The 26,090-nt window shown below is 70.4% G+C and carries 27 protein-coding genes and 1 riboswitch; of the genes, 11 read left to right on the forward strand and 16 right to left on the reverse strand.

What is annotated here, in order from left to right; genetic code table 11:
- Window positions 1–15: 15 nt before the first annotated feature.
- Both HFP48_RS18185 and HFP48_RS18190 read right to left on the reverse strand, forming a co-directional pair.
- Window positions 16–1,299, reverse strand: coding sequence for a thymidine phosphorylase (locus HFP48_RS18185; protein ID WP_168579835.1), 1,284 nt, complete (start codon window positions 1,297–1,299; stop codon window positions 16–18).
- On the reverse strand, window positions 1,292–1,714 hold the full coding sequence (locus tag HFP48_RS18190; RefSeq protein ID WP_029544723.1) for a cytidine deaminase: 423 nt from the start codon (window positions 1,712–1,714) through the stop codon (window positions 1,292–1,294). Before HFP48_RS18190 ends, HFP48_RS18185 begins: the two co-directional genes overlap by 8 nt.
- 253 nt (window positions 1,715–1,967) lie before the next feature.
- Here HFP48_RS18190 and sdhC point away from each other — a divergent pair, with 253 nt between their 5' ends.
- Genes sdhC through HFP48_RS18210 form a run of 4 tightly spaced genes read left to right on the forward strand, consistent with a single transcriptional unit; the run spans window position 1,968 to window position 5,389 of the window.
- Window positions 1,968–2,372: a succinate dehydrogenase, cytochrome b556 subunit gene (gene sdhC, locus HFP48_RS18195; RefSeq protein WP_072635622.1), complete on the forward strand. Its 405-nt coding sequence runs from the start codon at window positions 1,968–1,970 to the stop codon at window positions 2,370–2,372.
- 33 nt (window positions 2,373–2,405) lie between these two features.
- Window positions 2,406–2,846 (forward strand): succinate dehydrogenase hydrophobic membrane anchor subunit, encoded by a 441-nt coding sequence (locus HFP48_RS18200; RefSeq protein WP_029544728.1) that lies wholly within the window; start codon window positions 2,406–2,408, stop codon window positions 2,844–2,846.
- A 15-nt stretch (window positions 2,847–2,861) separates the two neighbouring features.
- Window positions 2,862–4,613: a succinate dehydrogenase flavoprotein subunit gene (sdhA, locus tag HFP48_RS18205; protein WP_006939688.1), complete on the forward strand. Its 1,752-nt coding sequence runs from the start codon at window positions 2,862–2,864 to the stop codon at window positions 4,611–4,613.
- Window positions 4,613–5,389 carry a succinate dehydrogenase iron-sulfur subunit gene (locus tag HFP48_RS18210; protein WP_003935736.1) on the forward strand — a complete coding sequence of 259 codons (777 nt, stop codon included), beginning with the start codon at window positions 4,613–4,615 and terminating at the stop codon, window positions 5,387–5,389. The genes sdhA and HFP48_RS18210 overlap by 1 nt, the downstream gene beginning before the upstream one ends.
- 69 nt (window positions 5,390–5,458) lie before the next feature.
- Here HFP48_RS18210 and HFP48_RS18215 read toward each other — a convergent pair whose 3' ends face one another.
- Both HFP48_RS18215 and HFP48_RS18220 read right to left on the reverse strand, forming a co-directional pair.
- Window positions 5,459–6,496 carry an NAD(P)-dependent alcohol dehydrogenase gene (locus tag HFP48_RS18215; RefSeq protein WP_065922367.1) on the reverse strand — a complete coding sequence of 346 codons (1,038 nt, stop codon included), beginning with the start codon at window positions 6,494–6,496 and terminating at the stop codon, window positions 5,459–5,461.
- 89 nt (window positions 6,497–6,585) lie between these two features.
- Window positions 6,586–7,593, reverse strand: coding sequence for an NADP-dependent oxidoreductase (locus HFP48_RS18220; protein WP_006939692.1), 1,008 nt, complete (start codon window positions 7,591–7,593; stop codon window positions 6,586–6,588).
- Between the two features lie 124 nt (window positions 7,594–7,717).
- Between HFP48_RS18220 and HFP48_RS18225 the strand changes: the two genes are divergently transcribed.
- Window positions 7,718–8,314, forward strand: coding sequence for a TetR/AcrR family transcriptional regulator (locus HFP48_RS18225; RefSeq protein ID WP_029544730.1), 597 nt, complete (start codon window positions 7,718–7,720; stop codon window positions 8,312–8,314).
- Here the strand turns inward: HFP48_RS18225 and yhjD are convergent.
- From yhjD to HFP48_RS18245, 4 genes are all read right to left on the reverse strand, one after another.
- Complete coding sequence (gene yhjD / locus HFP48_RS18230) at window positions 8,259–9,323, reverse strand: inner membrane protein YhjD (protein WP_006939693.1); 1,065 nt, start codon at window positions 9,321–9,323, stop codon at window positions 8,259–8,261. The two genes, HFP48_RS18225 and yhjD, sit on opposite strands and share 56 nt — an antisense overlap.
- Before the next feature lie 59 nt (window positions 9,324–9,382).
- A complete protein-coding gene (gene trpS, locus HFP48_RS18235; RefSeq protein WP_168579836.1) occupies window positions 9,383–10,423 on the reverse strand; it encodes a tryptophan--tRNA ligase in 1,041 nt (346 codons plus the stop codon).
- A gap of 72 nt (window positions 10,424–10,495) precedes the next feature.
- Window positions 10,496–11,299: an exodeoxyribonuclease III gene (locus HFP48_RS18240; RefSeq protein ID WP_029544732.1), complete on the reverse strand. Its 804-nt coding sequence runs from the start codon at window positions 11,297–11,299 to the stop codon at window positions 10,496–10,498.
- 85 nt (window positions 11,300–11,384) lie between these two features.
- On the reverse strand, window positions 11,385–12,602 hold the full coding sequence (locus HFP48_RS18245; protein ID WP_006939696.1) for an NADP-dependent isocitrate dehydrogenase: 1,218 nt from the start codon (window positions 12,600–12,602) through the stop codon (window positions 11,385–11,387).
- A 266-nt stretch (window positions 12,603–12,868) separates the two neighbouring features.
- Window positions 12,869–12,984: riboswitch (SAM riboswitch) on the forward strand.
- 85 nt (window positions 12,985–13,069) lie between these two features.
- Here HFP48_RS18245 and HFP48_RS18250 point away from each other — a divergent pair.
- Both HFP48_RS18250 and HFP48_RS18255 read left to right on the forward strand, forming a co-directional pair.
- Window positions 13,070–14,395, forward strand: a complete 1,326-nt coding sequence (locus tag HFP48_RS18250) for a bifunctional o-acetylhomoserine/o-acetylserine sulfhydrylase (RefSeq protein ID WP_168579837.1) — start codon at window positions 13,070–13,072, stop codon at window positions 14,393–14,395.
- A complete protein-coding gene (locus tag HFP48_RS18255) occupies window positions 14,392–15,519 on the forward strand; it encodes a homoserine O-acetyltransferase (protein ID WP_029544736.1) in 1,128 nt (375 codons plus the stop codon). Before HFP48_RS18250 ends, HFP48_RS18255 begins: the two co-directional genes overlap by 4 nt.
- 36 nt (window positions 15,520–15,555) lie before the next feature.
- Here the strand turns inward: HFP48_RS18255 and HFP48_RS18260 are convergent, their stop codons facing one another.
- Window positions 15,556–15,858: a DUF3017 domain-containing protein gene (locus HFP48_RS18260; RefSeq protein ID WP_029544738.1), complete on the reverse strand. Its 303-nt coding sequence runs from the start codon at window positions 15,856–15,858 to the stop codon at window positions 15,556–15,558.
- 4 nt (window positions 15,859–15,862) lie between these two features.
- Window positions 15,863–16,717: a bifunctional methylenetetrahydrofolate dehydrogenase/methenyltetrahydrofolate cyclohydrolase gene (locus tag HFP48_RS18265; RefSeq protein ID WP_185113681.1), complete on the reverse strand. Its 855-nt coding sequence runs from the start codon at window positions 16,715–16,717 to the stop codon at window positions 15,863–15,865.
- A 175-nt stretch (window positions 16,718–16,892) separates the two neighbouring features.
- On the opposite strand from HFP48_RS18265, the gene HFP48_RS18270 reads away from it, so the two are divergent.
- Entirely contained in the window at window positions 16,893–17,357 is a 465-nt protein-coding gene (locus tag HFP48_RS18270) for a tRNA (cytidine(34)-2'-O)-methyltransferase (RefSeq protein ID WP_043802582.1), read from the forward strand.
- A gap of 125 nt (window positions 17,358–17,482) precedes the next feature.
- Entirely contained in the window at window positions 17,483–18,004 is a 522-nt protein-coding gene (idi, locus tag HFP48_RS18275; RefSeq protein WP_044476485.1) for an isopentenyl-diphosphate Delta-isomerase, read from the forward strand.
- 4 nt (window positions 18,005–18,008) lie between these two features.
- Here idi and HFP48_RS18280 read toward each other — a convergent pair whose 3' ends face one another.
- Window positions 18,009–18,563, reverse strand: a complete 555-nt coding sequence (locus tag HFP48_RS18280) for a sigma factor (protein ID WP_168579838.1) — start codon at window positions 18,561–18,563, stop codon at window positions 18,009–18,011.
- A gap of 225 nt (window positions 18,564–18,788) precedes the next feature.
- On the opposite strand from HFP48_RS18280, the gene HFP48_RS18285 reads away from it, so the two are divergent.
- Both HFP48_RS18285 and HFP48_RS18290 read left to right on the forward strand, forming a co-directional pair.
- Complete coding sequence (locus HFP48_RS18285; RefSeq protein ID WP_029544747.1) at window positions 18,789–18,989, forward strand: hypothetical protein; 201 nt, start codon at window positions 18,789–18,791, stop codon at window positions 18,987–18,989.
- Between the two features lie 10 nt (window positions 18,990–18,999).
- On the forward strand, window positions 19,000–20,046 hold the full coding sequence (locus HFP48_RS18290) for a DICT sensory domain-containing protein (protein WP_168579839.1): 1,047 nt from the start codon (window positions 19,000–19,002) through the stop codon (window positions 20,044–20,046).
- A 22-nt stretch (window positions 20,047–20,068) separates the two neighbouring features.
- On the opposite strand, the gene HFP48_RS18295 is transcribed toward HFP48_RS18290, so the two are convergent.
- The 5 genes from HFP48_RS18295 to HFP48_RS18315 all read right to left on the reverse strand — a co-directional run bounded on the left by HFP48_RS18295 (window position 20,069) and on the right by HFP48_RS18315 (window position 26,014).
- The gene (locus tag HFP48_RS18295; protein ID WP_006945846.1) at window positions 20,069–20,377 is read right to left on the reverse strand and encodes a rhodanese-like domain-containing protein; all 309 of its coding nucleotides are present in this window, start codon (window positions 20,375–20,377) and stop codon (window positions 20,069–20,071) included.
- On the reverse strand, window positions 20,370–21,221 hold the full coding sequence (locus HFP48_RS18300; RefSeq protein ID WP_006945844.1) for a DUF4349 domain-containing protein: 852 nt from the start codon (window positions 21,219–21,221) through the stop codon (window positions 20,370–20,372). The genes HFP48_RS18295 and HFP48_RS18300 overlap by 8 nt, the downstream gene beginning before the upstream one ends.
- Before the next feature lie 11 nt (window positions 21,222–21,232).
- Window positions 21,233–24,493 (reverse strand): error-prone DNA polymerase, encoded by a 3,261-nt coding sequence (locus HFP48_RS18305; RefSeq protein ID WP_168579840.1) that lies wholly within the window; start codon window positions 24,491–24,493, stop codon window positions 21,233–21,235.
- 82 nt (window positions 24,494–24,575) lie between these two features.
- Window positions 24,576–25,439: an RNA polymerase sigma-70 factor gene (locus tag HFP48_RS18310; RefSeq protein WP_168579841.1), complete on the reverse strand. Its 864-nt coding sequence runs from the start codon at window positions 25,437–25,439 to the stop codon at window positions 24,576–24,578.
- Window positions 25,436–26,014 carry a carboxymuconolactone decarboxylase family protein gene (locus HFP48_RS18315; RefSeq protein ID WP_029544755.1) on the reverse strand — a complete coding sequence of 193 codons (579 nt, stop codon included), beginning with the start codon at window positions 26,012–26,014 and terminating at the stop codon, window positions 25,436–25,438. Before HFP48_RS18315 ends, HFP48_RS18310 begins: the two co-directional genes overlap by 4 nt.
- Window positions 26,015–26,090: the final 76 nt, after the last annotated feature.

Below are 26,090 nucleotides of genomic sequence, written 5' to 3' on the forward strand. Positions count from 1 at the left end.
CCCGACGGTAGTCGGCTAGGCGGTGATCCGCTCGACGACGAGCGGCCGTGTCGCCGGCGTGGAGTCGGAGATGTGCACGCCCTCACCGAGCGTCGCCATCGCGGCGGGGAACTTCGCCGGGGTGTCGGTGTGCAGGGTGGCGATCGCGTCCCCGGCGCGGACCCGGTCCCCCGGCTTGACGTGCAGCTCGATCCCCGCCGCGGCCTGCACGGGTTCGCCCTGCCGTTCGCGGCCGGCGCCGAGCCGCCACGCGGCCACACCCACCGCCATCGCGTCGAGTTCGGCGAGCACGCCGTCGCCGGGTGCGCGCAGCACCTCGGTGTGCCGGGCGACCGGCAGGGGCGCGTCGGGGTCGCCGCCCTGCGCGGCGATCATCGCGCGCCACCGGTCCATGGCGGTGCCGTCGCGCAACTTGTCCGCGGGGTCGACGTCGTCCCGGCCGACGGCGGCGAGCATCTCGCGGGCGAGGGCGAGGGTCAGCTCGACCACGTCGGGCGGGCCGTCGCCGGCGAGCACCTCGACGGCCTCCCGCACCTCGAGGGCGTTGCCCGCGGTCCGGCCGAGCGGGACGTCCATCCGGGTGAGGAGCGCGACGGTGTGCAGCCCTTCGTCCTCGCCCAGCTCGACCATGGTGCGGGCGAGTTCCCGGGCGTCGCCGAGGTCCTTCATGAAGGCCCCGGAACCGACCTTGACGTCGAGGACGAGGGCGCCGGTGCCCTCGGCGATCTTCTTGCTCATGATCGAGCTGGCGATCAGGGGGATGGACTCGACGGTGCCGGTGACGTCGCGCAGGGCGTAGAGCCGGCGGTCGGCCGGGGCGAGGTCGGCGCCGGCCGCGCAGACGACGGCGCCGACCGCCGGGTCGGCGAGGATTTCGGCGATCTCGGCGATGCTCAGCTCGGCGCGCCAGCCCGGGATCGATTCGAGCTTGTCGAGGGTGCCGCCGGTGTGGCCGAGTCCGCGGCCGGAGAGCTGCGGCACGGCGACGCCGCAGGCGGCGACGAGCGGGGCCAGCGGAAGGGTGATCTTGTCGCCCACACCGCCGGTGGAGTGTTTGTCGACGGTGGGCAGGCCCAGGCCGGTGAAGTCCAGCCGCCGGCCCGAGTCGATCATGGCGGTGGTCCAGCGGGCCGTCTCGGCGCGCGTCATGCCCCGGAAGTAGACGGCCATCGCGAGGGCGGCCATCTGCTCGTCGGCGACGACACCACGCGTGAACGCCTCGACGATCCAGTCGATCTCGGCTCCGCTGAGCTCCTTGCCGTCCCGTTTGCGGGTGATGATGGACAGGGCGTCAGGCACGGTCGGCACCTCCCGCCTCGCGCACCGCGTCCAGGTCACCGGGGCCGAACGCGTCGGGCAGCAGCTCGGCGATGGGGCGCGGACCGCGGCGCGTGTCGACCTCGAGCTCGGGGCCGCCGTGTTCGAGGAGGATCTGCCGGCAGCGTCCGCACGGGCTCAGGACGGCCCCGCGGGCATCGCAGACGGCGACGGCCCGCAACCGCCCGCCACCACCGGAAATCAAGTTACCGACCAGTACACATTCGGCGCACAGACCCACTCCGTGTGAGACATTTTCCACATTGCATCCGACGACGATCCGTCCGTCGTCCACCAGTGCCGCGGCCCCCACGGGGAATCGGGAGTAGGGCGCGTACGCGCGGCCCATCACCTCATGTGCTTTGGCGCGCAAGGTTTTCCAGTCTACGTCCGGCATGGTTGTCCATCCTGTCACGGTGGCCGATTCCACGGTTCACCGGCCCGGCCGGGCCAGATCACAGTTGGAAAGGCAAACCTAACTTGTTATTTGGAGGCCGTACGAACCGCTACTCGAATTAGTTCCCGACTTTCGGATAGGACTAAAGTCGGTCCAAGTCGGTTCAGGTTCACGTCGAGCCCGTGCTGCGGAATCCCCCAGAGGCTGGAGAGGCTCGACGCGTCCACCATTGACGTTGGAGGCACAGCACTCGATGAGCAGCACGACTGAAGCCGCTCCCGCACCGGGGCGCACACGGTCGCTTTACCGGGGAGACCCGGGCATGTGGTCCTGGGTTCTGCACCGGATCACAGGCGTGGCGACATTCTTCTTCCTTTTCGTTCACGTCCTGGACACGGCACTCGTCCGGGTCAATCCCGAGACCTACGACAGTGTCATCGAGACCTACAAGAATCCCGTCGTCGGTCTCATGGAGCTCGGGTTGGTGGCGATGGTGCTCTACCACGCCCTCAACGGCCTGCGCGTGATGCTCGTGGACTTCTGGTCCAAGGGCCCGCAGTACCAGCGGGTGATGCTCTGGACGATCCTGGCGATCTGGTTCGTGGTGATGATCCCCGCCGCCGGTCGCATCTTCTACAACATGTTTGCGGGGCACTGACATGAGCGCAGCGACGAAGAATTGGGCACTGACATGACTGAAGCGAAGACTCTGGGCACGGCGTACGACCGCCCGGCCAGCCTGGACAACCCGCGCTCCCCGCGCCGCGCCGCGAAGAACAACTTCGAGCTCTACGCGTGGCTGTTCATGCGCCTGTCCGGCCTTGCACTGATCATCCTGGTGCTCGGCCACCTGTTCATCATGCTGATGCTGGACGAGGGCGTGCACCGCATCAACTTCGCGTTCGTCGCCGGCCGCTGGTCCAGCCCGTTCTGGCAGTTCTGGGACCTGACGATGCTCTGGCTCGCCCAGCTGCACGGCGGCAACGGCCTGCGCACGGTCATCGCGGACTACTCCCGCAAGGACTCGACCCGATTCTGGCTCAACACGATCCTGGTCGTGTCGATGATCCTGATCATGGGCCTGGGCACCTATGTGATCTTCACCTTCGACCCCAACATCGTTGCGAGCTAGGGGAGCTACGACTTCATGCAGGAACATCGTTATGACGTGGTCATCGTCGGTGCCGGCGGCGCCGGCATGCGTGCGGCCATCGAGGCCGGCCCCCGCGCCCGCACCGCAGTTCTGACCAAGCTCTACCCCACCCGCAGCCACACCGGCGCCGCCCAGGGCGGCATGTGCGCCGCCCTCGCGAACGTCGAGGAGGACAACTGGGAGTGGCACACCTTCGACACCGTCAAGGGTGGCGACTACCTGGTCGACCAGGACGCGGCGGAGATCATGGCCAAGGAGGCCATCGATGCGGTGCTGGACCTCGAGAAGATGGGGCTTCCGTTCAACCGCACGCCCGAGGGCAAGATCGACCAGCGCCGGTTCGGTGGCCACACCCGTGACCACGGCAAGGCCCCGGTGCGTCGCGCCTGCTACGCGGCCGACCGCACCGGCCACATGATCCTGCAGACGCTCTACCAGAACTGCGTCAAGCACGACGTGGAGTTCTTCAACGAGTTCTACGCGCTCGACATCGCGCTGACGGAAACCCCCGAAGGCCCCGTCGCGACCGGCGTCATCGCGTACGAGCTCGCCACCGGCGAGATTCACGTCTTCCATGCCAAGTCGATCGTGTTCGCGACCGGAGGCTCGGGCCGCATGTACAAGACGACGTCCAACGCGCACACCCTCACCGGTGACGGCATGGGCATCATCTTCCGCAAGGGCCTGCCGCTCGAGGACATGGAGTTCCACCAGTTCCATCCGACGGGACTCGCGGGCCTGGGCATCCTGATCTCCGAGGCCGTGCGCGGCGAGGGCGGCATCCTCCGCAACGCCGACGGCGAGCGCTTCATGGAGCGCTACGCCCCCACCATCAAGGACCTCGCGCCCCGCGACATCGTCGCCCGCTCGATGGTGCTCGAGGTGCTCGAGGGCCGCGGCGCCGGCCCGAACAAGGACTACGTCTACATCGACGTGACCCACCTCGGTGAGGACGTCCTCGAGGAGAAGCTCCCGGACATCACCGAGTTCGCCCGCACCTACCTCGGCGTCGACCCTGTCACCGAGCTCGTGCCGGTGTACCCGACCTGCCACTACGTGATGGGCGGCATCCCCACCAAGATCAACGGTGAGGTGCTGCGCAACAACGAGGACGAGGTCCCGGGCCTCTACGCCGCCGGCGAGTGCGCCTGCGTCTCCGTCCACGGCGCCAACCGCCTCGGCACCAACTCGCTGCTCGACATCAACGTGTTCGGCCGCCGCGCCGGCATCGCGGCCGCCGAGTACGCGAACACCCACGACCACGTGGACCTGCCGGAGGACCCGGCCCGCAACGTCGTGGAGTGGCTCGAGCGGATCCTGGGTGCCGGTGGCAAGGAGCGCGTGGCGGACATCCGCAGCGAGCTGCAGCAGTCCATGGACAACAACGCCTCGGTGTTCCGCACCGAGGAGACGCTCAGCAAGGCGCTCGAGGACATCCACGCCCTGAAGGAGCGGTACAAGAACATCACCGTCCAGGACAAGGGCAAGCGCTACAACAGCGACCTGCTCGAGGCCGTCGAGCTGGGCTTCCTGCTCGAAATGGCCGAGGTCACCGTCGCCGGTGCGCTCAACCGGAAGGAGTCGCGCGGCGGCCATGCCCGCGAGGACTACCCGACGCGCGACGACGAGAACTTCCTCAAGCACACCATGGCCTACAAGGAGGGGACGGAGCTGATCTCCCCCATCCGCCTGGACTACAAGCCGGTGGTGCAGACCCGCTACGAGCCGATGGAGCGGAAGTACTGATGACAACCCTCGAGAAGAACGAAGCCGACGTCTCGAACCTGCCTCCCGTGCCAGAGGGTGCCACCATGGTCACCCTCAAGATCGCGCGGTTCAACCCCGAGGACGGCAAGGGTCAGCACTGGGACAGCTTCCAGGTTCCGGCGCTGCCGTCGGACCGCATGCTCAACCTGCTGCTGTACGTGAAGGGCTACCTCGACGGCACCCTCACGTTCCGCCGCAGCTGCGCGCACGGCGTGTGCGGCTCGGACGCCATGCGGATCAACGGCGTCAACCGCCTGGCCTGCAAGATCCTGATGAAGGACATGCTGCCCAAGGACGGCAAGCCGGTGACCATCACCGTCGAGCCGATCCGCGGCCTGCCGGTCGAGAAGGACCTCGTCGTCGACATGGAACCCTTCTTCGACGCGTTCCGCGCGGTGAAGCCGTTCCTCATCGCCACCGGCAACGAGCCGACCCGCGAGCGGATCCAGTCGCAGGCCGACCGGGCCCGCTTCGACGACACCACCAAGTGCATCCTGTGCGCGTGCTGCACCACCTCGTGCCCGGTGTACTGGAACGACGGCAGCTACTTCGGCCCCGCCGCGATCGTCAACGCGCACCGGTTCATCTTCGACAGCCGTGACGAGGGTGCCGCCGAGCGCCTCGACATCCTCAACGACGTCGAGGGCGTGTGGCGCTGCCGCACCACCTTCAACTGCACCGACGCGTGCCCCCGTGGCATCCAGGTGACGAAGGCGATCCAGGAGGTCAAGCGCGCGCTGCTGTTCGCCCGCTGATCTGCTTCTGCTCCACGGTGAAGGTTCCCGTCACCCGGTTCCACCGGGCGACGGGGACCTTCACCCGTTTCAGGGAACCACCACGCCGCGGCCGCGGATGCTGCCCTCGCGCAGCCGCCGGTACGCCGCCGGCCCCTCGTCGAGGGTGAACGTCTCGGTGTGGATGTCCAGCCGGCCGGCGCGGGCCAGCGCGACGACCTCCATCAGTTCCGACCGGGTGCCCCAGTACGGGGTCACGACGGAGGCGCCGAACGGGATCATGAAGAACCCGACCTTGGCGTGTGCGCCGGCGTGGATGCCCACGACCGAGATGTGCCCGTCGACCGCGACCACCTGCTGCGCCGTGTCGATCGTCGACTGGGCGCCGACGAAGTCGAACACCGCCGTCGCGCCCTGACCGCCGGTCAGTTCCCGGATCGCGGCCGCCGCACCGGCGCCCGACTTCACCGCCGCGTCGGCGCCGACCTCGCGGGCGAGGGCGAGACGGTCGTCGTCGAGGTCGACGGCGATCACGCGGGCCGCGCTGACGGCGCGCAGGATCTGGATGCCGACGTGGCCGAGCCCGCCGACACCGATGACGACGGCCGTCGAGCCCGGCCCCAGCAGCGGCAGGACCCGGGAGATCGCGTGGTACGGCGTCAGACCGGCGTCGGTGAGCGGCGCCGCGGCGACCGGGTCGAGGTCTCCGATCGGGACGAGGTGGCGCGCCGAATCGACGATCATGTACTCGGCCATCGACCCGGGCGAGCCGAGACCGGGTGGCGTGATGCCCAGGTCGGCGGCGCGGGTGCAGTAGTTCTCCCGGCCGCGCGCGCAGGCGTGGCACGCACCGCAGCCCCACGGCCCGTACACGGCGACGGCGTCCCCCACCCCGAATCCCGTGACGCCCTCGCCGAGTTCGGCGACGGTGCCGACACCCTCGTGGCCGAGGGTGAGCGGCAGGCCGTAGGCGTACTGCGCCGCCGGCATGTCCATCACGAAAATGTCCGAGTGGCACAGCCCGGCCGCGGTGACCTTCAGCAGGATCTCACCCGGCCCGGGCGTCGGGGTGGGGATGTCGACAACGACCGGCTCGGAGCCGATCTCGGTGTACTGGACGGCTTTCATGCGCCCGACTCTACGGCCGGGGGTGCGTGCCCGCCCGATACTGCAGCGAATCTTCCGCTGCGCGACGCCGGTCGTTCCGGCCCCGGACGTCAGGCGACACGGACGAGCATCTTGCCGACGTTGCGCCCGCGCATCAGGTCGAGGAAGGCATCGACCGAGTTGTCGATCCCGTCGACGATCGTCTCGTCGAACACCACGTCGCCGGCGGCGAGCCACGGCCCCATCTTCGCCGCGAATTCGGGGAAGAGGTGGGTGTAGTGGCCGAGGGTGAAGCCCTGCAGGGTCAGGCCGCGGGTGATGATGTTGGCCATGTTGTCCGGCCCGGGCGTGCGCTCGGTGTTGTTGTACAGGGCGATCGCGCCGCACAGGGCGGCCCGGCCACCGTCGCGCAGGACGTCGAGCGCGGCTTCGAGGTGGTCGCCACCGACGTTGTCGAAGTACACGTCGATGCCGTCGGGTGCCGCACGGCGGAGCTGGCGCCGCACGGGCGCCGACTTGTAGTCGAACGCGTCGTCGTAGCCGTAGCGCTCGGTGAGCATCGCGACCTTGTCCGCGGATCCGGCGGAGCCGAGCACGCGGGTCGCGCCCTCGAGCCGGGCGATCTGTCCGACGGCGGTGCCCACGGCGCCCGCGGCCCCGGAGACGAAGACGGTGTCGCCCGGCTGCATGCGGGCGATGTGCATCAGGCCGACGTAGGCGGTCAGTCCCGTCAGGCCGAGGATGCCGAGGTACGCGGAGTTCGGGACGCCCGGAAGCTCGTCCACCACGCGGAAGGCCGCGGCGTCGCCCTGCGCGACGTCGCGCCAGCCGAGGTCGTGCAGCACGACCGAGTCGACCGGGTGGGCCGGCGACGTCGACTCCACGACGCGGCCGACCGCGCCGCCGGTCATGGTCTCCCCCAGCGCGAACGGCGGGATGTAGGACTTGACGTCGTTCATCCGCCCCCGCATGTAGGGATCGACCGAGACGAACTCGTTGACGACGCGGACCTGGTTGGGTCCGAGGTCGGGCAGATCGACCGTCGCGGTGCGGAAATCGTCGTGTGTCGGCCAGCCGACGGGGCGTCGGACCAGCTGGATCTGGGTACTCGAGGTCACAGGGCGTGAACCTTCCTCACGTGCCGAGCCGCCGGGAGCTGTCCCCGGGCGCCTCCGAAGTATTGAACTGACCGTTCCAATATATACTGGAACGGTCTTTGCACAACGGGGAACGGAAGGGCACATGGGACGGCCACCGGAGTTCGACACCGCAGACGTCGTGGAACGGGCACGGGATCTGTTCTGGGACAAAGGCTTCGAGGCCACCTCCGTCCCCGAGCTCGAGCGGGCGACGGGGCTGAACCGGTCGAGCCTCTACAACGCCTTCACCAGCAAGCGCGGATTGTTCGACGCCGCCGTCCGCGACTACCTCGACCGCGTGGTGCGACCCCGGCTGCGCGTCCTCACCGACGAGCCCACCGCGCCCGATGCCGCGGCACGCTACTTCCGGGCACTGGCCCGCACCGTGGCCGCCCTGCCGGACGACTCGCCGCGCCGCGGCTGCCTGCTGCTGAACAGCACCGCCGGCCTTGCGGCCCACGACGAGACGCAACGCGCGGTCGTCACCGCCTACCGCGCCGAACTGACCACCGCGTTCACGCACGCGCTGCGCGCCCTCGACCCCGCCGCCGACGACGAGGCGCTGGCCCGCCGGGTACGGGTGCTGGCGTCGCTGTCGCTGAGCACGCTGCTGCTCGCCCGCGTCGACCGCGACGAGGCGGTCGCTACCGCCGAAGCCGCGATCGCACAGCTCGACGAATGGCGCGCGAGCGCTCGCTGAGCAAGACCCCGCCGAGGGCCCCGGCACCGACGAGCGCCAGACCGCCGCGCAGGCCGGGCCCCTCGTGCACCTCCACCCGCGGCATGATCCGAGCCAGCTCCGGCGGCGGCACGTGGGCCATGACCAGATTCTCCTTGGACGATGCCGCCCACGCCGTGGCGAACAACACCATCCGGGCGGTCAGGTTCGCGAAGACCAGCACGCCGAGGATCGGGCCGAACGCCACCCCGGCGGGGCCGCTGGTGACCCGGGAAAGGTAGATCGAGCCGACCTGCTTGAACACCTCGAACGCCACGGCGGCGAGCAGGCCGGCCCGCATCGCGCTGCGGAAGGTGACGGGCTCCCGGGGCAGCCGGGCGATCACCCAGGTGAACAGCAACCACGTCGCGCACACGGCGATGGCGATCGTCGCCACCGTCAGCGCCACCCCGATGCCGGGCACGTTCTCGAGCCGCAGCACCCCGACGAAGAGGTCCATGACGGGGCCGCTGCTGGCGGCCGACAGGGCCAGCGACGCCACGATGGCGAGGCCCAGGCCGAGGAGGGTCAGCGCGTCGTTGACCTTGGTGCGCACGAACCCGTCCTTGACATGCGGATGGTCCCACATCGCCGTGAGCGCGTCCCGCAGGTTGGTGATCCAGCCGATCCCCGCATACGCGGCGGTGAGCAGGCCCAGTGTTCCGACGGCGCTGCGGGAGGCGATCGCGGAGTCCACCAGACCCTGCACCGTCGCACCGAGTTCGCCGGGGATGTTCTGGGCGATCGCGGTCTGCAGCTGCTCGAGGGTCTCGGGCCGGCCCGCGAGCACGAAACCGGCCACCGAGAACGACAGCATCAGGATGGGAATCAGGGACAGCACACTGAAATACGTGATCCCCGCGGCGTAGTAGTCGCCCTTCTGCTCCTGGTACCGCAGGCCGGCCCGCACCAGGTGGTCGAGCGACGGATGCGCTGCTCGTTGCCGGTCGACGAATCCCGTTTTCGACGGTTCGGTGGAATCGTCGGCCATCGGTGGGCAACTCCTTCCGCGTTCCGTCGCCCCGGGCTGTGTGCGGGGCACGCCCCCGGCTACTTGCGGGGCAGGAATCCCACCCTGTCATAGACCTGCCCGAGTGTCCGGGAAGCCACCTCGCGGGCTTGGTCGGCGCCGGTCGACAGGATGCGCAGCAGTTCCGCCTCGTCGGCGAGGTACTCGTCGACCTTCGCCTGCAGCGGCACGACGAACTCGGTGAGCACCTCCGCGGTGTCGGCCTTGAGGTCGCCGTACCCCTTGCCCGCGTAGCCGGCGACGAGTTCGTCGACCGGCCGGCCGGACAGGGCGGCCTGGATGGTGAGCAGGTTGCTCACGCCGGGCTTGTTCTCGAGGTCGAAATGGATCTCGCGCTCGTTGTCCGTCACCGCCGACTTGATCTTCTTCGCCGACACCTTCGGATCGTCGAGCAGGTTGATCAGACCGGCCGGGGTGGCCGCGGACTTGCTCATCTTCGCAGTGGGGTTCTGCAGGTCGTAGATCTTGGCGGTGCCCTTGATGATCTGCGGCTCGGGAACGACGAACGTCTTGCCGAACCGGGTGTTGAACCGCTGCGCGAGATCACGGGTCAGCTCGAGGTGCTGGCGCTGGTCCTCCCCCACCGGCACGCGCTGCGGGCGGTACAGCAGGATGTCCGCCGCCATCAGCACCGGGTAGGTGAACAGGCCGACGCTGGCGTGCTCGGTCCCCTCCTTGGCGGACTTGTCCTTGAACTGCGTCATCCGGCCAGCCTCGCCGAAACCGGTGATGCAGCTCAGAACCCACGCCAGCTCGGCGTGCTCGGGCACCTGGCTCTGGACGAACAGCACCGACCGGTCCGGGTCGATGCCGACGGCGAGCAACTGAGCGGCGGCGCGGAGGGTGCGCCGGCGCAGCCCCTTCGGATCCTGCGGCACGGTGATCGCGTGCAGATCGGGGATGAAGTAGTAGGCGTCGAACTCGTCCTGCAACGGAACCCACTGTTGCAGCGCGCCGAGGAAGTTCCCGAGGTGGAACGAGTCGGAGGTCGGCTGGATACCCGACAGCACCCGGGGCCGGGCGGTCGGCGCGGTGGTGTTCTGTTCTGCAGTGCTCGCCATGGTTGTCGATACTTTCACGTGCGCGGAGAGCCGCTCGCGGGAGGTCGGCTCCGATCGGCGGATCCGCCCGGATCAGCGGAACTGCACGGTGACCGGGGCGTGGTCCGACCACCGCTCGGCATAGGTGGCGGCACGCTCGACGCGGGCCTCCTTCGCCCGCTCGGCCAGTTCCGCCGTCACGAGGTGGTAGTCGATCCGCCAGCCGGCGTCGGTGTCGAACGCCTTGCCCCGGTAGGACCACCACGAGTACGGGCCGTCGACGTCCGGGTGCAGGGCGCGCACCACGTCGACCCAGCGGCCGTCGGCGAGCAGCGTGTCGAGCCACGCGCGCTCGCTCGGCAGGAATCCGGACTTCTTGACGTTGCCCTTCCAGTTCTTGATGTCGCGTTCGGTGTGGGCGATGTTCCAGTCCCCGCACACCACCATGTGCCGGGCCGCGGCCCCGGCCTCGGCGGCGCGGTGGTTCAGGTGCGTGGCGAACGACGCCATGAACCGCTCCTTCTCCTCCTGCTTCGGGGTGCCGGCCTCGCCGGTGGGCAGGTACAGGCTGCCGACGGTCACGTCCCCGAAGTCGGCCTCGACGTACCGGCCGGAGGCCGCGAACTCGTCCTCGTCGAACCCGATGCGCGAGGCGTCGGCCGGGCGCCGCGACAGGATCGCGACCCCGGCACGGCCCTTGGCCTCCGATTCGGCGGACACCACGTACCACCCGGCGTCGAGGGCGGGCGCGATCGCCGCGTGGAACTGCTGCTCGGTGGCGCGCACCTCCTGCAGGCACACGATGTCGGCCTGCGCGGTGGCCAGCCACGCGAGCAGGCCCTTGCCGGCGGCGGCACGGACGCCGTTGACGTTGACGGTGGTGATGACGTGAGGCACGACGGTCACGGTAGCCGACGGGCCGGACCCGAAACGACGACGGGACGCCCCGGTGGGGGGCGTCCCGTCGTGTGCGGTCCGTGCGTCAGGCGCGGGCCTTCTGGAGGTTCTCGTCGAGCGCGGCGAGGAACTCCTCGGTGGTCAGCCATGCCTGCTCGGGGCCGATGAGCAGGGCGAGGTCCTTGGTCATCTGTCCCGCTTCGACGGTCTTGATGACGACGTCCTCGAGCTGCTGCGCGAAGTCGATGACCTCGGGGGTGTTGTCGAGCTTGCCGCGGTGCTCGAGGCCACGGGTCCAGGCGAAGATCGACGCGATCGGGTTGGTCGACGTCGGCTTGCCCGCCTGATGCTGCCGGAAGTGCCGGGTGACGGTTCCGTGCGCGGCCTCGGCCTCGACGGTCCTGCCGTCCGGGGTCATGAGCACGGACGTCATCAGGCCCAGCGAGCCGTAGCCCTGCGCGACGGTGTCGGACTGGACGTCGCCGTCGTAGTTCTTGCAGGCCCAGACGTAGCCACCCTCCCACTTGAGCGAGGAGGCGACCATGTCGTCGATGAGGCGGTGCTCGTAGGTCAGGCCCGCGGCATCGAACTCGGCCTTGAACTCTTCCTCGAAGATCCGCTGGAACTCGTCCTTGAACATGCCGTCGTAGGCCTTGAGGATCGTGTTCTTGGTGGAGAGGTAGACCGGGTAGTTCTGCTGCAGACCGTAGGACAGCGAGGCCCGCGCGAAGTCCTGGATGGACTTCTTGTAGTTGTACATCCCCATGACGACGCCGCCGTCCTCGGGGATATGGCACACCTCGTGCTGGATCGGCTCGCTGCCGTCCTCCGGCGTGAAGGTGATGGTGACGGTGCCCGGGCGGTCGACCTTGAAGTCGGTGGCGCGGTACTGGTCACCGAAGGCGTGACGGCCGACGATGACCGGCTTGGTCCAGCCGGGCACCAGGCGGGGCACGTTGGAGATGATGATCGGGGCACGGAAGATGGTGCCGCCCAGGATGTTACGGATCGTGCCGTTGGGCGAGCGCCACATCTTCTTCAGGCCGAACTCCTCGACCCGGGCCTCGTCGGGAGTGATGGTGGCGCACTTGACGCCGACGCCGTGCTTCTTGATGGCGTTGGCTGCGTCGACGGTGACCTGGTCGTCGGTTGCATCGCGGTGCTCGATGCCGAGGTCGTAGTACTCGAGATTCACATCCAGGTAGGGATGGATCAGCTTGTCTTTGATGAACTGCCAGATGATGCGGGTCATCTCGTCGCCGTCGAGTTCGACGACCGTTCCTTCAACCTTGATCTTGGACATGTGCGCTTCGCGTCCTCCTAGGAAGTGTCCCTGGTCCCAAGTCGATCGCACTTTGTGGGTGCGATCGTGGTCGGCTCAATGAACCATTTATGGCGTGCTCACACGTGCGGAACACGATCCAAACAAGACGAGCGTACTGCTATCGACCCGGTCCGCCAAGCGGGCCCCGGGCTACCGGCGGGTAACTTTCGCCTGCTCAGGCGCCTCCCGCCGGGAGGTATGGGTCGCCTACCGAAGCATCCGTTCGAGCCGCTAGACTCGCGCCAGGTCATGAGTACCAGCGTGAAGCCCCGGCTTGCTGGTCGGCAACCCTCCGGCCAGGGTGGGGTGCTCCGGGTGATGACCCGGTCGTCCGGCGCCACGCCGCACGACAAGCCGGTCCGATGGAGGTATTCGTCATGAGGGTTGTGATCATGAGCTGTCGCCCCTAGCCGCCCCGACCTCCCGACCACGGCCAGAAGGACATCATGACCGACAGCGAGAACACCCGGCGCGAAGACGGCTGGAGCTTCGAGACCAAGCAGATCCACGTGGGCCAGCCCGGCGGCGGCGACACCCGCGCCCGCGCCCTGCCGATCTACCAGACCACCAGCTACACCTTCGACAGCACCGACCACGCCGCCGCCCTGTTCGGCCTCACCGAACCGGGCAACATCTACACCCGCATCATGAACCCCACCCAGGACGCGGTCGAACAACGCATCGCCGCCCTCGAAGGCGGCGCCGCCGCCCTGCTGCTGTCCTCCGGCCAGGCCGCCGAAACCTTCGCCGTGCTCAACCTCGCCGCCGCCGGCGACCACCTCGTCTCCAGCCCCTACCTCTACGGCGGCACCTACAACCTGTTCCACTACACCCTGCCCCGACTCGGCATCGAGGTCACCTTCGTCGACGACCCCGACGACCTCGACCAGTGGCGCGCCGCGATCCGCCCCACCACCCGCGCCTTCTACGGCGAAACCATCGCCAACCCCAAGAACCACCTCCTCGACCTGCCGGGCATCTCCGGGGTGGCCCACGAGCACCACCTGCCGCTGATCGTCGACAACACCGTCGCCACCCCCTACCTGATCCGCCCCCTCGAGCACGGCGCCGACATCGTCGTGCACTCGGCCACCAAATACCTCGGCGGCCACGGCACCGCCATCGCCGGCGTCCTCGTCGACGGCGGCACCTTCGACTGGACCGCCACCGGCCCCGACGGCACCGCGCGGCACCCCCAGTTCGTCACCCCCGACCCCAGCTACCACGGCGTGGTCTACGCCGACCTCGGCGCCCCCGCCTACGCCCTCAAGGCCCGCGTGCAACTGCTGCGCGACCTCGGCTCCGCGGTGTCCCCGTTCAACGCCTTCCTCATCGCCCAGGGCCTGGAAACCCTGTCGCTGCGCATGGAACGGCACGTCGCCAACGCCGCCCGCGTCGCCGAATTCCTCGACGGTCGCCCCGAGGTCACCTCCGTCGCCTACGCCGGCCTGCCCTCCTCCCCCTGGTACCGACGCGGCCGGCAGCTCGCCCCCCGCGGCACCGGCGCCATCGTCACCTTCGAACTCGCCGGCGGCGTCGACGCCGGCAAGAAGTTCGTCGACGCACTGACCCTGCACAGCCACGTCGCCAACATCGGCGACGTCCGCTCGCTGGTCATCCACCCCGCCTCCACCACCCACTCCCAGCTCACCGCCACCGAGCAACTCGCCGCCGGCGTCACCCCCGGCCAGGTCCGCCTCGCCGTGGGCATCGAAGGCATCGACGACATCCTCGCCGACATCACCACCGGCCTCGAGGCGGTCGCGTCTTGACGGCGCGCGTCGACCGGCGCCACGTGGAGCTGCCGCCGGAGGACGGCCGTCTGGGCACGGTCGACATCGGGCCGCTGGCGCTGGAGAGCGGCGCGACCCTGCCCGACGTGACGGTGGCGGTGCAACGGTGGGGCAGGCTGTCGCCGACCCGCGACAACGTCGTCCTCGTCGAACACGCCCTCACCGGGGACTCGCACGTGACCGGCCCCGCCGGGCCCGAGCACCCGTCGCCGGGCTGGTGGTCCGGGATGGTCGGTCCCGGTGCGCCGATCGACACCGACCGGTGGTGCGTCGTGGCGACGAACGTGCTGGGCGGCTGCCGCGGCACCACCGGGCCCGGTTCGACCGCCCCGGACGGCAAGGCGTGGGGCTCCCGGTTCCCCGGCATCACGGTGCGCGACCAGGTCGCCGCCGAGGTCGCCCTCGCCGACGCGCTCGGCATCGACAGGTTCGCCGCCGTGACCGGAGGGTCCATGGGCGGCATGCGGACGCTCGAATGGATCGTCGGATATCCGGAACGGGTGCGGGCGGCCCTGGTCCTGGCGGTGGGCGCCCGCGCCACCGCCGACCAGATCGGCACCCAGACCACGCAGATCGCCGCAATCACCGCCGACCCGGACTGGCAAGGCGGGGACTACTACGGAACCGGACGGGTGCCGCGGGCCGGACTGGGCATCGCCCGGCGGATCGCGCATCTGACGTACCGGACCGAGGGCGAGCTCGACACCCGCTTCGCCAACTCCCCCCAGGGGAGTGAAAACCCTTGGAACGGTGGCCGATACGCGGTGCAGAGCTACCTGGAGCACCAGGCCGACAAGCTCGTCGCCCGCTTCGATCCCGGTACCTACGTGGCGCTCACCCAGGCGATGAACCGGCACGACGTCGGGCACGGCCGGGGCGGCGTGGCCGCCGCGCTCGGATCCACCCCGGTGCCGACGATCGTCGCCGGCGTGGACTCCGACCGCCTGTACCCGCTGCGGCTGCAGCAGGAGATCGCCGACGGGCTGCCCGGCTGCGACGGGCTGCGTGTCCTCGAGTCCCGGGACGGTCACGACGGCTTCCTCACCGAGGCCGACGCCGTCGCCAAGCTCCTGTCCGAGCTCGTCACCCTCGCGCGGGGCTGAGGATCGCGTGCCGCCGGGCCGCCGAGGCCCGGCGGTTCAGCCGGTGCCGAGAGGATCGATCGAGACCGCCAGGGCGATGATGAGACCGCCCACCACGAGGAGCGCGGACACGTCGAAGGTCCGGCTGCGCACGGCGAGCACGCCGACCAGGTCCTCGGGCACCCACAGGCGCAGCAGGCCGGCGAGCAGGGTGGCGCTGCCGAAGACGAACGCACCGCGGCGCCACCGATCCGCCACGACGAGGATCACCGCCGCGGCGATGACGACCGTCACCGCCAGCAGCGGCAGATTCCGCCGGGCCAGACGCACCCAGCGCTCCGCGCCGGCCAGTTGCACCACCGGGTCAGCGGCCGGCGAGCTGTTCGGCTCGCTCGACCACGTTCGCCAGCAGGAACGCACGGGTCAGGGGGCCGACGCCGCCGGGATTGGGCGAGAGGAACCCGGCGACCTCTCGGACGTCGTCGGCGACGTCGCCGCGCAGGCCCTCCGGCGTCCGGCTCACACCCACGTCCAGGACCGCCGCACCCGGCTTGACCATGTCGGCGGTGATCAGTCCCGGCACACCGGCGGCGGCGACGACGATGTCCGCGCGCCGCACCTCCGCGGCGAGATCCTTCGTGCCGGTGTGGCAGAGGGTCACGGTGGCGTTCTCGCTGCGCCGGGTGAGCAGCAGCCCGATCGGCCGGCCGACGGTGACGCCGCGGCCCACGACGGCCACGTGGGCACCCGCGATCGGGACCTCGTAGCGGCGCAGCAGGTGCACGATGCCGCGCGGGGTGCACGGCAGCGCCGCCTCCTTGCCGAGGACGAGGCGCCCGAGGTTGATCGGGTGCAGCCCGTCGGCGTCCTTGTCGGGGTCGATCCGCTCGAGCGCGGCGTTCTCGTCGAGGTGCTTCGGGAGCGGCAGCTGCACGATGTAGCCGGTGCAGGCGGGGTCGGCGTTCAGCTCGTCGATGACCGCCTCGAGCTCCTCCTGCGTCGTGGCGGCGGGCAGGTCGCGGCGGATGGAGGTGATGCCGACCTTGGCGCAGTCGTTGTGCTTGCCGCGCACATACGCCGCGGATCCCGGGTCGTCGCCGACGAGAACGGTGCCGAGGCCGGGGGTGATGCCCTTCGCCTTCAGCGCGGCCACGCGGGCCTTCAGGTCCTCGAAAATCTCGTCGCGGGTCGCTTTGCCGTCCAGGATCGTCGCAGTCACGACCGCCATTGTCTCAGGTCGTCCAGCCGGGGCGGAGACAGCCTCACCACAGCCGGTCCCGCCCCGGGCCGGGCACGCCGCATCGGCGACTCGGCCGGACGGCCGCGCGCGACGGTCCGACCCGGGAGCGGCTGCCGGCGAACGACCCGGAGACACCGACTGGCAAGCTGGATCGGTGTTCCGAGTGATGTTCCACGAGCCGTGTATCCCGCCCAACACAGGCAATGCGATCCGCATGGTCGCCGGGACCGGATGCGAGCTGCATCTGGTGGAGCCGCTCGGATTCGATCTCTCCGAACCCAAGCTGCGGCGCGCCGGCCTGGACTACCACGATCTGGCGTCGGTGTCCGTGCACAAGGACCTCGAGGCCGCCTGGGCCGCGCTGCGGCCGGAGCGGGTGTACGCGTTCACCGCGCACGCGAGCGTGTCGTACGCCGCGCTCGAGTACCGGCCCGGTGACGTGTTCCTCTTCGGGCCGGAACCGACCGGACTGTCCGACGAGGTGCTCGCCGACCCGCACGTCACCGCCACGGTGCGGATTCCGATGCTGCCGGGCCGGCGCTCGCTGAACCTGTCGAACGCGGCGGCGGTGGTCACGTACGAGGCGTGGCGCCAGCACGGCTTCGCGGGCGCGGTCTGAGCCGGTCCGGCAGCGAACCCATCCACTCCGGTGGCCGCTCCGAATGCCCACCGACGCCGCGTGCGGAGCCTCGTCGTGGGGAAACGCCGCAACTGTGGGAACGTGGAACGGGGAGGTGAGACGTCGTGACTCTAGTCGTGCTGGTCGACCGCGACGGTCGGGAAGTCGGGACGGCCGAGAAGGTGGCGGCGCACCGCCCCCCGGCCCCGCTGCATCGCGCATTCTCGGCATTCCTGCTCGATGCCGACGACAACGTGCTGCTGCAGCGCAGAAGCCTGGACAAGTACCACTTCGCCGGCCTGTGGGCCAACAGCTGCTGCGGGCATCCGCTGCCGGGCGAGAGCGTGCTCGACGCCGCGGCCCGGCGCAGCTGGGACGAACTGGGCGTGCGCCCGTCGGACCTGCAGGAGGTGGCCTCGGTCGTCTACTCCGCCCACGATCCGGACTCGTCGCTGATGGAGCACGAGTTCGACCACGTGGTCGTCGGACGCGTCACCACGGCTCCTCGTCCCGTTCCGAGCGAAGTGGCCGAGGTGCGGTTCCAGTCCCTCGCCGAGGTGGTACGCGAGGTGGAACAGACCCCGCAGGTGTTCGCGCCCTGGATGCCGCATGTCCTCGGCGCGGTGCTGCCGGCGCTGACCCGATAGGCCGTCAGCCGGCGGGCACGTCCGTGGCGGTGGCCCGCATCCGGGCCACACCGGCCCGGATGCGGGCCCGGACCGTCGCGACGGGCAGATCGAGGCGATCGGCGATCTGCCCGCAGGTCATTCCCTCGTAGTAGGCGAGATACAGCGGCTCACCGTGCCCGCACCCGGGCGGCGTCGCCTCGGCCGCGGCCGGGACCCCGGCGTGCGGCCCGCCGGCCCGTGAGCGGATCCGGTCGGCGGCCCGGCGGTGCGCGAGCGCCGACAGCCAGGCCAGGGGGGATCCGACCTGTGGGGCATAGCGGTCGGCCGTGTGCCACACCTGCTCGAACACCTCGCGGGTGACGTCCTCGGCGTCGGTGCCGCCGCGCACGACTCGGAGGACGATGCCGTGCACCTGTGCGACGGTGAGGTCGTAGAGCGCCGCGAAGGCGGCACGGTCCTTTCCCGCGACCCGGACCAGGAGGGGCCGGAGGCGGTCGTCCCCGACCGGGCCGGACCCCTCGGTCCCCGCGTCCGGCGCGCGCTTCGGGGGCGTCGGCGAGCCCGTCGTCGCAGTCATACGAACGACTGTAGACATCCCACCCTCCCGTCGCCGGGTTCGTTTTTCCTTGCGTTGCAGGAAGATCGGACTTCGTATCAATTCGTTATACGTCGTTACGCTTCCGTGATCTTCCTGCGTCGGGCTCGACACCGGCGACGGGGATGCTCGGTACTCGGACCGCTCCGGTACACCCGGCGACACGCTCGCCGACCGGCTGTCGGGCGAACGACTCGGAGAACAGACATGACGGCACCACGGATCCCCCACCGCCCGAAGGGCCCCTCGGCGCTGCTCGACGGCCCGCACGCAGGCATGATCCTCGCCGGCGGCGTCACGGTCGTGGGTGCGCTCGCCGCCGTGGCGGTGGCCGGCTCCGCGCTGCTGGCCGTCGCCCTCACGGCCATCGTCGCAGGTGCGGTGGCGGTCGTCGCCGCCGCGATCTGACGGCGACGAGGTGGAAACGCTCGACGCCGTCGAAGTACCGATCCGGCGCCTCGACGACGGACTGCTCGCGGCATCACTGGTACGCGCGTCCGGGCCGTCCCCCCGCCGCCGGCCGCCCCACCGCGCGGTTCCGGCCGCCGACGTCTCCGTACTCGTCCCCGTCCACCTCGGACCGGACTCCGGCGCGCGCGACGCCCTCGGCCACGCCGTGCGCGCGGCCGCCGAATCCCGCCGCGCCGGACGGCTCGTGGCGGTCGACGAGGTGGGGGCCGATCCGCGGGCCTCGGCGCTGCTGGCGCTGCTCGAACCGGAGATCGTGATCCTCGCGTCCGGGATGCTGACGCGGCGGGCGGACAGCGACGTCGCGCCCACCCTCCATGCCGTGGCCGCGCACGTCGAACGTACGGGCGCTGTCCTGGTGGCCGACGGGGTCGACTCACTCCGGCACCGGCGGCGGGCACTCGAACTCGGGGCCACCCACGGCCTCGGCCGGCTGTATCCGCCCGCGCTGCGAGCCGAGCCCGCCGAGTGTTTCCCGCCGAGCCCGACGTGGAGCACACCCGACGTGGAGACGCCGACCCCCTACGCCACCGTGGCGTCCGGCCGCGTCCCGGTGCGCAGCACCGAGCATCTGCTGGCCCGGATGACCGCCACCCTGGAAGCTCACGCCGCCACCGCCGGTCCGGACACCCTGGTGCTCGGCACGTTCCGGCACGTCGACCACTTCTGCGCCTCCACCCGATCCCGCTGGTCGGGCATGGCCGGGGGCGTCGCCCACGCCGGCGCCTACGCAGTGGGGATGAAGGCCGGTGTGGAGTCCGGCGTCGTCCACACGCCTCTCGACCCGGCGGACCCGCTGGCCGAGGAGTGGAACGTCGTGGTCCTCGGCGCCCACTTCGCGGGCGTGCTCTCCGCGGTGAGCACCCACCATCGGCATCCCGCCGGGGACCGTGAGTTCGACTACGTCGTGTCCTACGACCGTCCGACCGTGGTGCGCTGCGCCCGCTCGATCCTGCGGCGCGGCCCCTCCCCCGCCGCTCGGCGCGGGACCGGGTGACCGCCTCCGGGGCGACGGCCGGTCAGACCCCGGCTTCGATGTCGCGGCCGGACTGCTGCCACGCCACGGTGCCGCCGGCCACCGACACGGCGTTGATGCCGCGTCCGGCGAGATAGCTGGCTGCCTGCGAACTGCGTCCTCCGACCGCACAGATCACGTAGACGGTGTCGGCGTCCGGGATCTCGTCGGCGCGGGCGACGAACTCGCTGAGCGGGATGAGCGTCACGCCGGGCACCCGCACCTGCAGGTACTCGTCGCGCTCACGGACGTCGATGACGGGTGCACCGGCGGCGAGCGCGGTGTCCAATGCGGCCAGGCCGACCTCACGCATCCTGGTCGTTCCTCTCCGGGTTCGGGGCTGGTTCCGGTTTGCCGCGCCGTGCGAGGAGCCGGACTACCACGTAGACAACGGCTGCGCACACGGCGAGAAACCCCACCCACGGTAGCGCCACCCCCAAAGCGACCACCGACCCGGCCAGCGCCGAGCGCAACGCGTCCCATCCGGCGAGGACTCCGTCCCAGAAGCTGTCCCGGTCCGCGCGGCGCTCTGCCGAGATGTCCACGGTCAGGGTGGACAACTCGATCTGGTCGGCGAGGTAGCGCTGCTGGGCGACGAGGCCGTCGAGTTCGCCCTGGCGCTGCGCCAGCGCGTTCTCGGCCTCGATGAGGTCGGCGGTGCTCGCGGCCGAGGCCATCAGTGCGCGCAGCCGGTCCACCGACGACTGCAGGGCCGCGATCCGCGCCTCGAGATCGGTGTACTGGAGCGTGACGTCCTCGCGGGTGGTCGTCAGGCTGGTCACCTCGCCGAGACCGCGGATGTCCTCGATCGTTCCGGTGAGCCGGTCCGCCGGCACCCGGACGGTCAGCATGCTGCCGGCGCCCGGCTGCTCGGTGACCGAATCCACCCGGCCGCCCGCGGCCTCGACGAGCGTCACCACCTGTCGTCCGGCCGCGATCGGATCGTCGGCACGCAGAACCAGGTGCCCGGTGACGATCTCCTTGCGCGCGGTGGCCTGCGCGTCCGCGGGCGCGGATTCGCGGGTGCCGTCGGACAGGGAGGGCTGCGGCGGCGCCCCGTCACCTGGCCCACCGTCAGCCGGCCCCTCGCCGCCTCCGGCGCATCCGGCCAGGAACCACGCGAGCAGGGCGAGCAGGAGCACCAGGGGGCGTCGCATGCCGCAGGATGCTAACGGAAGTCGCGGGACTTTCCGATGATGCGCAGATCCATGCGCTGCAACCGGTCCGCCACCACCGTCACCGCTCCCTCCGCGTTCTGCACCCGCCCGCGCACGAGCAGCGCCAGTGCGGTGTGCGCGAGCGTGCGGTACCGCGCCCACAGGCCGACGGAGCACACCACGTTCACCATCCCGGTCTCGTCCTCGAGATTGAGGAACGTCACGCCCTCGGCGGTCGCGGGACGCTGCCGGTGCGTGACCGCGCCGCCCACGAGCACCCGGGCCCCGTCGGGGACCTGCAGCAGCCGCGCCGCCGGCACGACGCCGAGCGCGTCGAGCTGCGGCCGCAGGAACTGGGTGGGGTAGCTGTCCGGGGAGACTCCCGTCGCCCACACGTCCGCGGCGGCCAGTTCGACATCGCTCATGCCGGGCAGCGCGGGGGCCTGCGTCGAAGCGCCGACGCCGGGTAGCCGGTCGGGCCGCTGCGCCGCTGCGGCGCTCGCCGACCACAGCGCCTCCCGGCGGGTGATGCCGAAGCACCCGAGGGCGCCGGCCGTGGCGAGGGCCTCGGCCTGGGCGGTGCTCAGCTCGACGCGCCGGGACAGGTCCGGGAACGACGTGTACGGGCCGTGCGCCGTGCGCTCGGCGACGATCCGTTCGGCGAGCGCGTCACCGAGGTGGCGGACCGCGCCGAGGCCGAGACGCACCTCCCGGCCCCGGTTCTCGGTGGTGGCGTGGGCGAGGCCCACGTTCACGTCGGGCCCGTGGACCACGACACCGTGACGGCGGGCGTCGGCGACGAGGGACTGCGGCGAGTAGAACCCCATCGGCTGCGCACGCAGCAGGCCCGCGCAGAACGCCGCCGGATGATGCAGCTTGAACCATGCGGAATAGAACACCAGGGCGGCGAAACTCTGCGAATGACTTTCGGGGAAACCGAAATTCGCGAAGGCATAGAGCTTCTCGTAGATGCGGTCGGCAACGTCGCCGGTGATGCCGTGCCGCTCGCGCATGCCGTCGTAGAGCCGGCCGCGCAGCCGTTCCATCTTCGCGGTGGAACGCTTGGCCCCCATCGCGCGCCGTAACCGGTCGGCCTCGGCGGCCGTGAACCCGGCGGCGTCGACAGCCATCTGCATCAGCTGTTCCTGGAACAGCGGGACCCCGAGGGTGCGTTTCAGGGCCTTCTCGAGGCAGGGGTGGTCGTAGGTGACGGGCTCGAGCCCGTTGCGGCGCCGGATGTACGGGTGCACGGACCCGCCCTGGATGGGACCGGGCCGGATGAGCGCCACCTCGACCACCAGGTCGTAGAAGACGCGCGGCTTCAGGCGCGGGAGGGTGGCCATCTGCGCGCGGGACTCGACCTGGAACACCCCGACGGCGTCGGCACGGCGCAGCATCTCGTACACCCCCTCCTCGGCGAGGTCGAGACGAGCGAGATCCACCGTGATCCCCTCGTGCTCGGCGACGAGGTCGATCATGTAGTGCAGCGCGGAGAGCATGCCCAGTCCGAGCAGGTCGAACTTGACCAGTCCCGCGGCCGCGCAGTCGTCCTTGTCCCACTGCAGCACGGTGCGGCCCGCCATGCGGGCCCATTCGACGGGGCACACGTCGGCGACGGGACGGTCGCAGATCACCATCCCGCCGGAGTGGATGCCGAGATGGCGCGGCAGGCCCTCGACCTGGGCGGCGAGCTCGAGGACGGGCGGGGGGATGTCGGTGTCGGTCTCCTGTTCCACGCCGTGCCACCGGGTGACCTGCCGGCTCCAGGCGTCCTGCTGGCCCTGCGCATAGCCGAGGGCCCGCGCCATGTCGCGGACGGCGGACTTGCCGCGGTAGGTGACGACGTTGGCGACCTGGGCGGCGTGCATGCGCCCGTACTTGGCGTAGACGTGCTGGATGGCTTCCTCGCGGCGGTCGGATTCGATGTCGATGTCGATGTCGGGGGGGCCGTCGCGCTCCGGGGAGAGGAATCGTTCGAAGAGCAGCTCGTTGCGGACCGGGTCGACGTTGGTGATGCCGATGGCGTAGCAGACGGCGGAGTTGGCGGCCGAACCTCGCCCCTGGCAGAGGATGTCGTTGTCCTTGCAGAAGGTGACGATGTCGTGCACCACGAGGAAGTAGCCGGGGAAGTTCAGCCGGCCGATGACGTCGAGTTCGTGCTCGATCTGCCGGTAGGCCGCCGGGTTGTCCTCGGGGGCGCCGTAGCGGTGCCGCGCCCCGCTCAGGGCGAGTTCGCGCAGCCGGCTGAGTTCGGTGTGCCCCTCGGGTACGTCGAACGGGGGCAGGTTCGGGGCGATGAGCCGCAGGTCGAAGGCACAGTCGCGGGCGAGTTCGGCGGCACGACGGACGGCGCCGGGGTGGGCGGCGAACAGTCGTGCCATCTCGGCGCCGGAACGCAGGTGGGCGCCACCGGTCGGGAGGAGCCGTCCCGCGGCCTCGTCGAGACTCTGCCGGTCGTGGATGGCGGCCAGGGCCGTCGCCAGACGCCGGCGGTGCGGCGTGGCGTAGTGGGCCGCCGTGCTGGCGATACACGAAAGGCCTTGATTGTCGGCAAGTTCCGCGAGCAGCGCGTTGCGCTCGTCGTCCTCGGGGAGGCCGTGGTGAGTGAGCTCGACCGTGACACGATCGGCGCCGAAGCGCTCGACGAGGTCGCGCAGTGCCGTCCCCGCCGCCTCGGGCCCCCCGACCTCGAGTGCCCGGCGGACGTGTCCGCGGCGGCAGCCGGTGAGAATCTGCCAGTGCCCGCCGGCCGCACCGGTGAGCGCGTCGTAGTCGTAGCGGGGCCTGCCCTTCTCCCCGCCCGCCAGGTGCGCGGCGGCAATCTCGCGGGACAACCGCCGATACCCCTCCTGCCCCCGCGCAAGAACCAGCAGGTGCGTCTCGTCCGCCGATCCGGCATCGAGGGAGAGCTCGGCACCGAACACGGTACGCATCCCCAGCTCGCGGGCGGCCTCGGCGAAGCGCACGACGCCGTAGAGTCCGTCGTGATCGGTGAGCGCAACGGCTTCGAGGCCGAGACGCACCGCCTCCTCCACGAATTCCTCGGGGCCGGAAGCGCCGTCGAGGAAGCTGAACGCCGAGTGGGCGTGCAGTTCGGCGTAGGGCACGGTAGGCCCGTCGGGCGGCCGGACACGCGGTTCGTACTCCCCCCGGGTGCGCGACCAGGCGGGACTGTCGCTGCCGTCACCGGGGAACTCCACGTCGCGCCGGGGCCGGCCCGACAGCACGCGTTCGAGCTCCGACCAGGTCGGCGGGCCACTCCCCCACCCCATCCGTCACCGCCTTCGGGTCGACCTCCTGCGCTCATCGTACATATGTTCGATTGGCTGCCGGCCGACCACCCGCGGACGACGGTCACCGCCGCAGTTCCGTCGACGTCTCCAGCCGCCCCAGTTTGTGTGGGTTGTTGATCGCGTAGAGGCGGGTGATCCGGCCGCCCGCGATCACCAGACTCACTGCAGCGGCAGCGCCCTCGACCTCGAATCGTGCGCCCGGCATCCCGTTGAGCCAGGTGCCGGCCGCCACGAAGCCCGGGGCCTTGGCCAAGCGGATCAGCAACGCCGCCAGTTTCTCGGCTCCGGCGATCGGCTTCCGGGCAGCCGGCACCACCCCGCCGCCGTCGGCGATCGCCACCACGTCCGGGGCGAGCACCTCCATCAGAGCCTGCATGTCCCCCGTCGAGAGGGCAGTCATGAACGTCTCGACGACTGCCAGCTGCTCGGCCGGGTCCACCCGCATCCGCGGCCGCCGCGCCGTGACATGCCGGCGGGCACGGTGCGCGATCTGCCGGACCGCGGCCGGGGTCTTACCCACCACCTCGGCGATCTCGTCGTACGGCGTATCGAACACCTCACGCAGCACGAACACTGCCCGCTCGACCTGACCGAGGGTCTCCAGCACGGTGAGCATCGCGATCGAGACGCTCTCGGCGAGCTCGGCGTCCTCGGCCACATCGGGACTGGTGAGCAGCGGCTCGGGCAGCCATTCCCCGACGTACTCCTCGCGTTGCCGCGCCAGTGCCCGCAGCCGGTTGAGCGCCAGCCGAGTGACGATCCGGACCAGATAGGCCCGTGCGTCCCGCACCTCCGTCCGGTCCACGTCGGCCCACCGCAGCCACGTCTCCTGGACGACGTCCTCGGCGTCGGCAGCAGAGCCGAGCATCTCGTAGGCGACGGTGAAGAGCAGGTTGCGGTGGGCGACGAACGGGTCGCCGGTCATGCCTTCGACGCTACGGCGAGCGGCGCGAGGTTGCAGGCGGCGGAAAACCCCTGCGACTCGATGCCGAGTGCAGTGTTGGAGCGGGTCATGAAGTTCGTCAGCGCGATGTACGCGGTCAGCTCCACCATCGCGGCCGGGCCGAGCGCCTCCAGCAGCCGGGCCGACAACTCGTCGGTGACCGTCGGCGGGGTCTGCGTCATCGCCTCGGCGTACTCCATGACGTCGCGCTCCAGCGGCGTGAAGACATCCGACTCGCGCCACCGCGGCACTTCACGCGCCTTCGCCACGTCCAGCCCCTTGTTGTGGGCATGGAAGTAGCCGAGGTCCAGACAGAAGCTGCATCCGACCAGGCTGGCCACCGCCATGTGGGCGAACGACTTCAGGTTCTCGTCACACCGGTCCCACTTCTGAATCCGGCGACCGACCCCGAAGCTGAAGTTCAGCACTTTCCGGTTGTGCCACATCACCCCCACCGCCTCGGGCACGTCGCCGAGCATCCTTCGGGACATCCGCTTGACGAGCGCGCCGTAGATGCCGGTCAGCTCCGCCTTCGGGATCCTGGTGCTGCTGGTCATGATTCCTCCTTCGGTTATGTGCTCTCGGCATGGAGACACCGGCCACGAATCGAATGTGACATCCGAGCCGGAAATC

The sequence above is a fragment of the Rhodococcus sp. DMU1 genome (assembly GCF_012272955.1).
Taxonomy (GTDB): domain Bacteria; phylum Actinomycetota; class Actinomycetes; order Mycobacteriales; family Mycobacteriaceae; genus Rhodococcus; species Rhodococcus aetherivorans.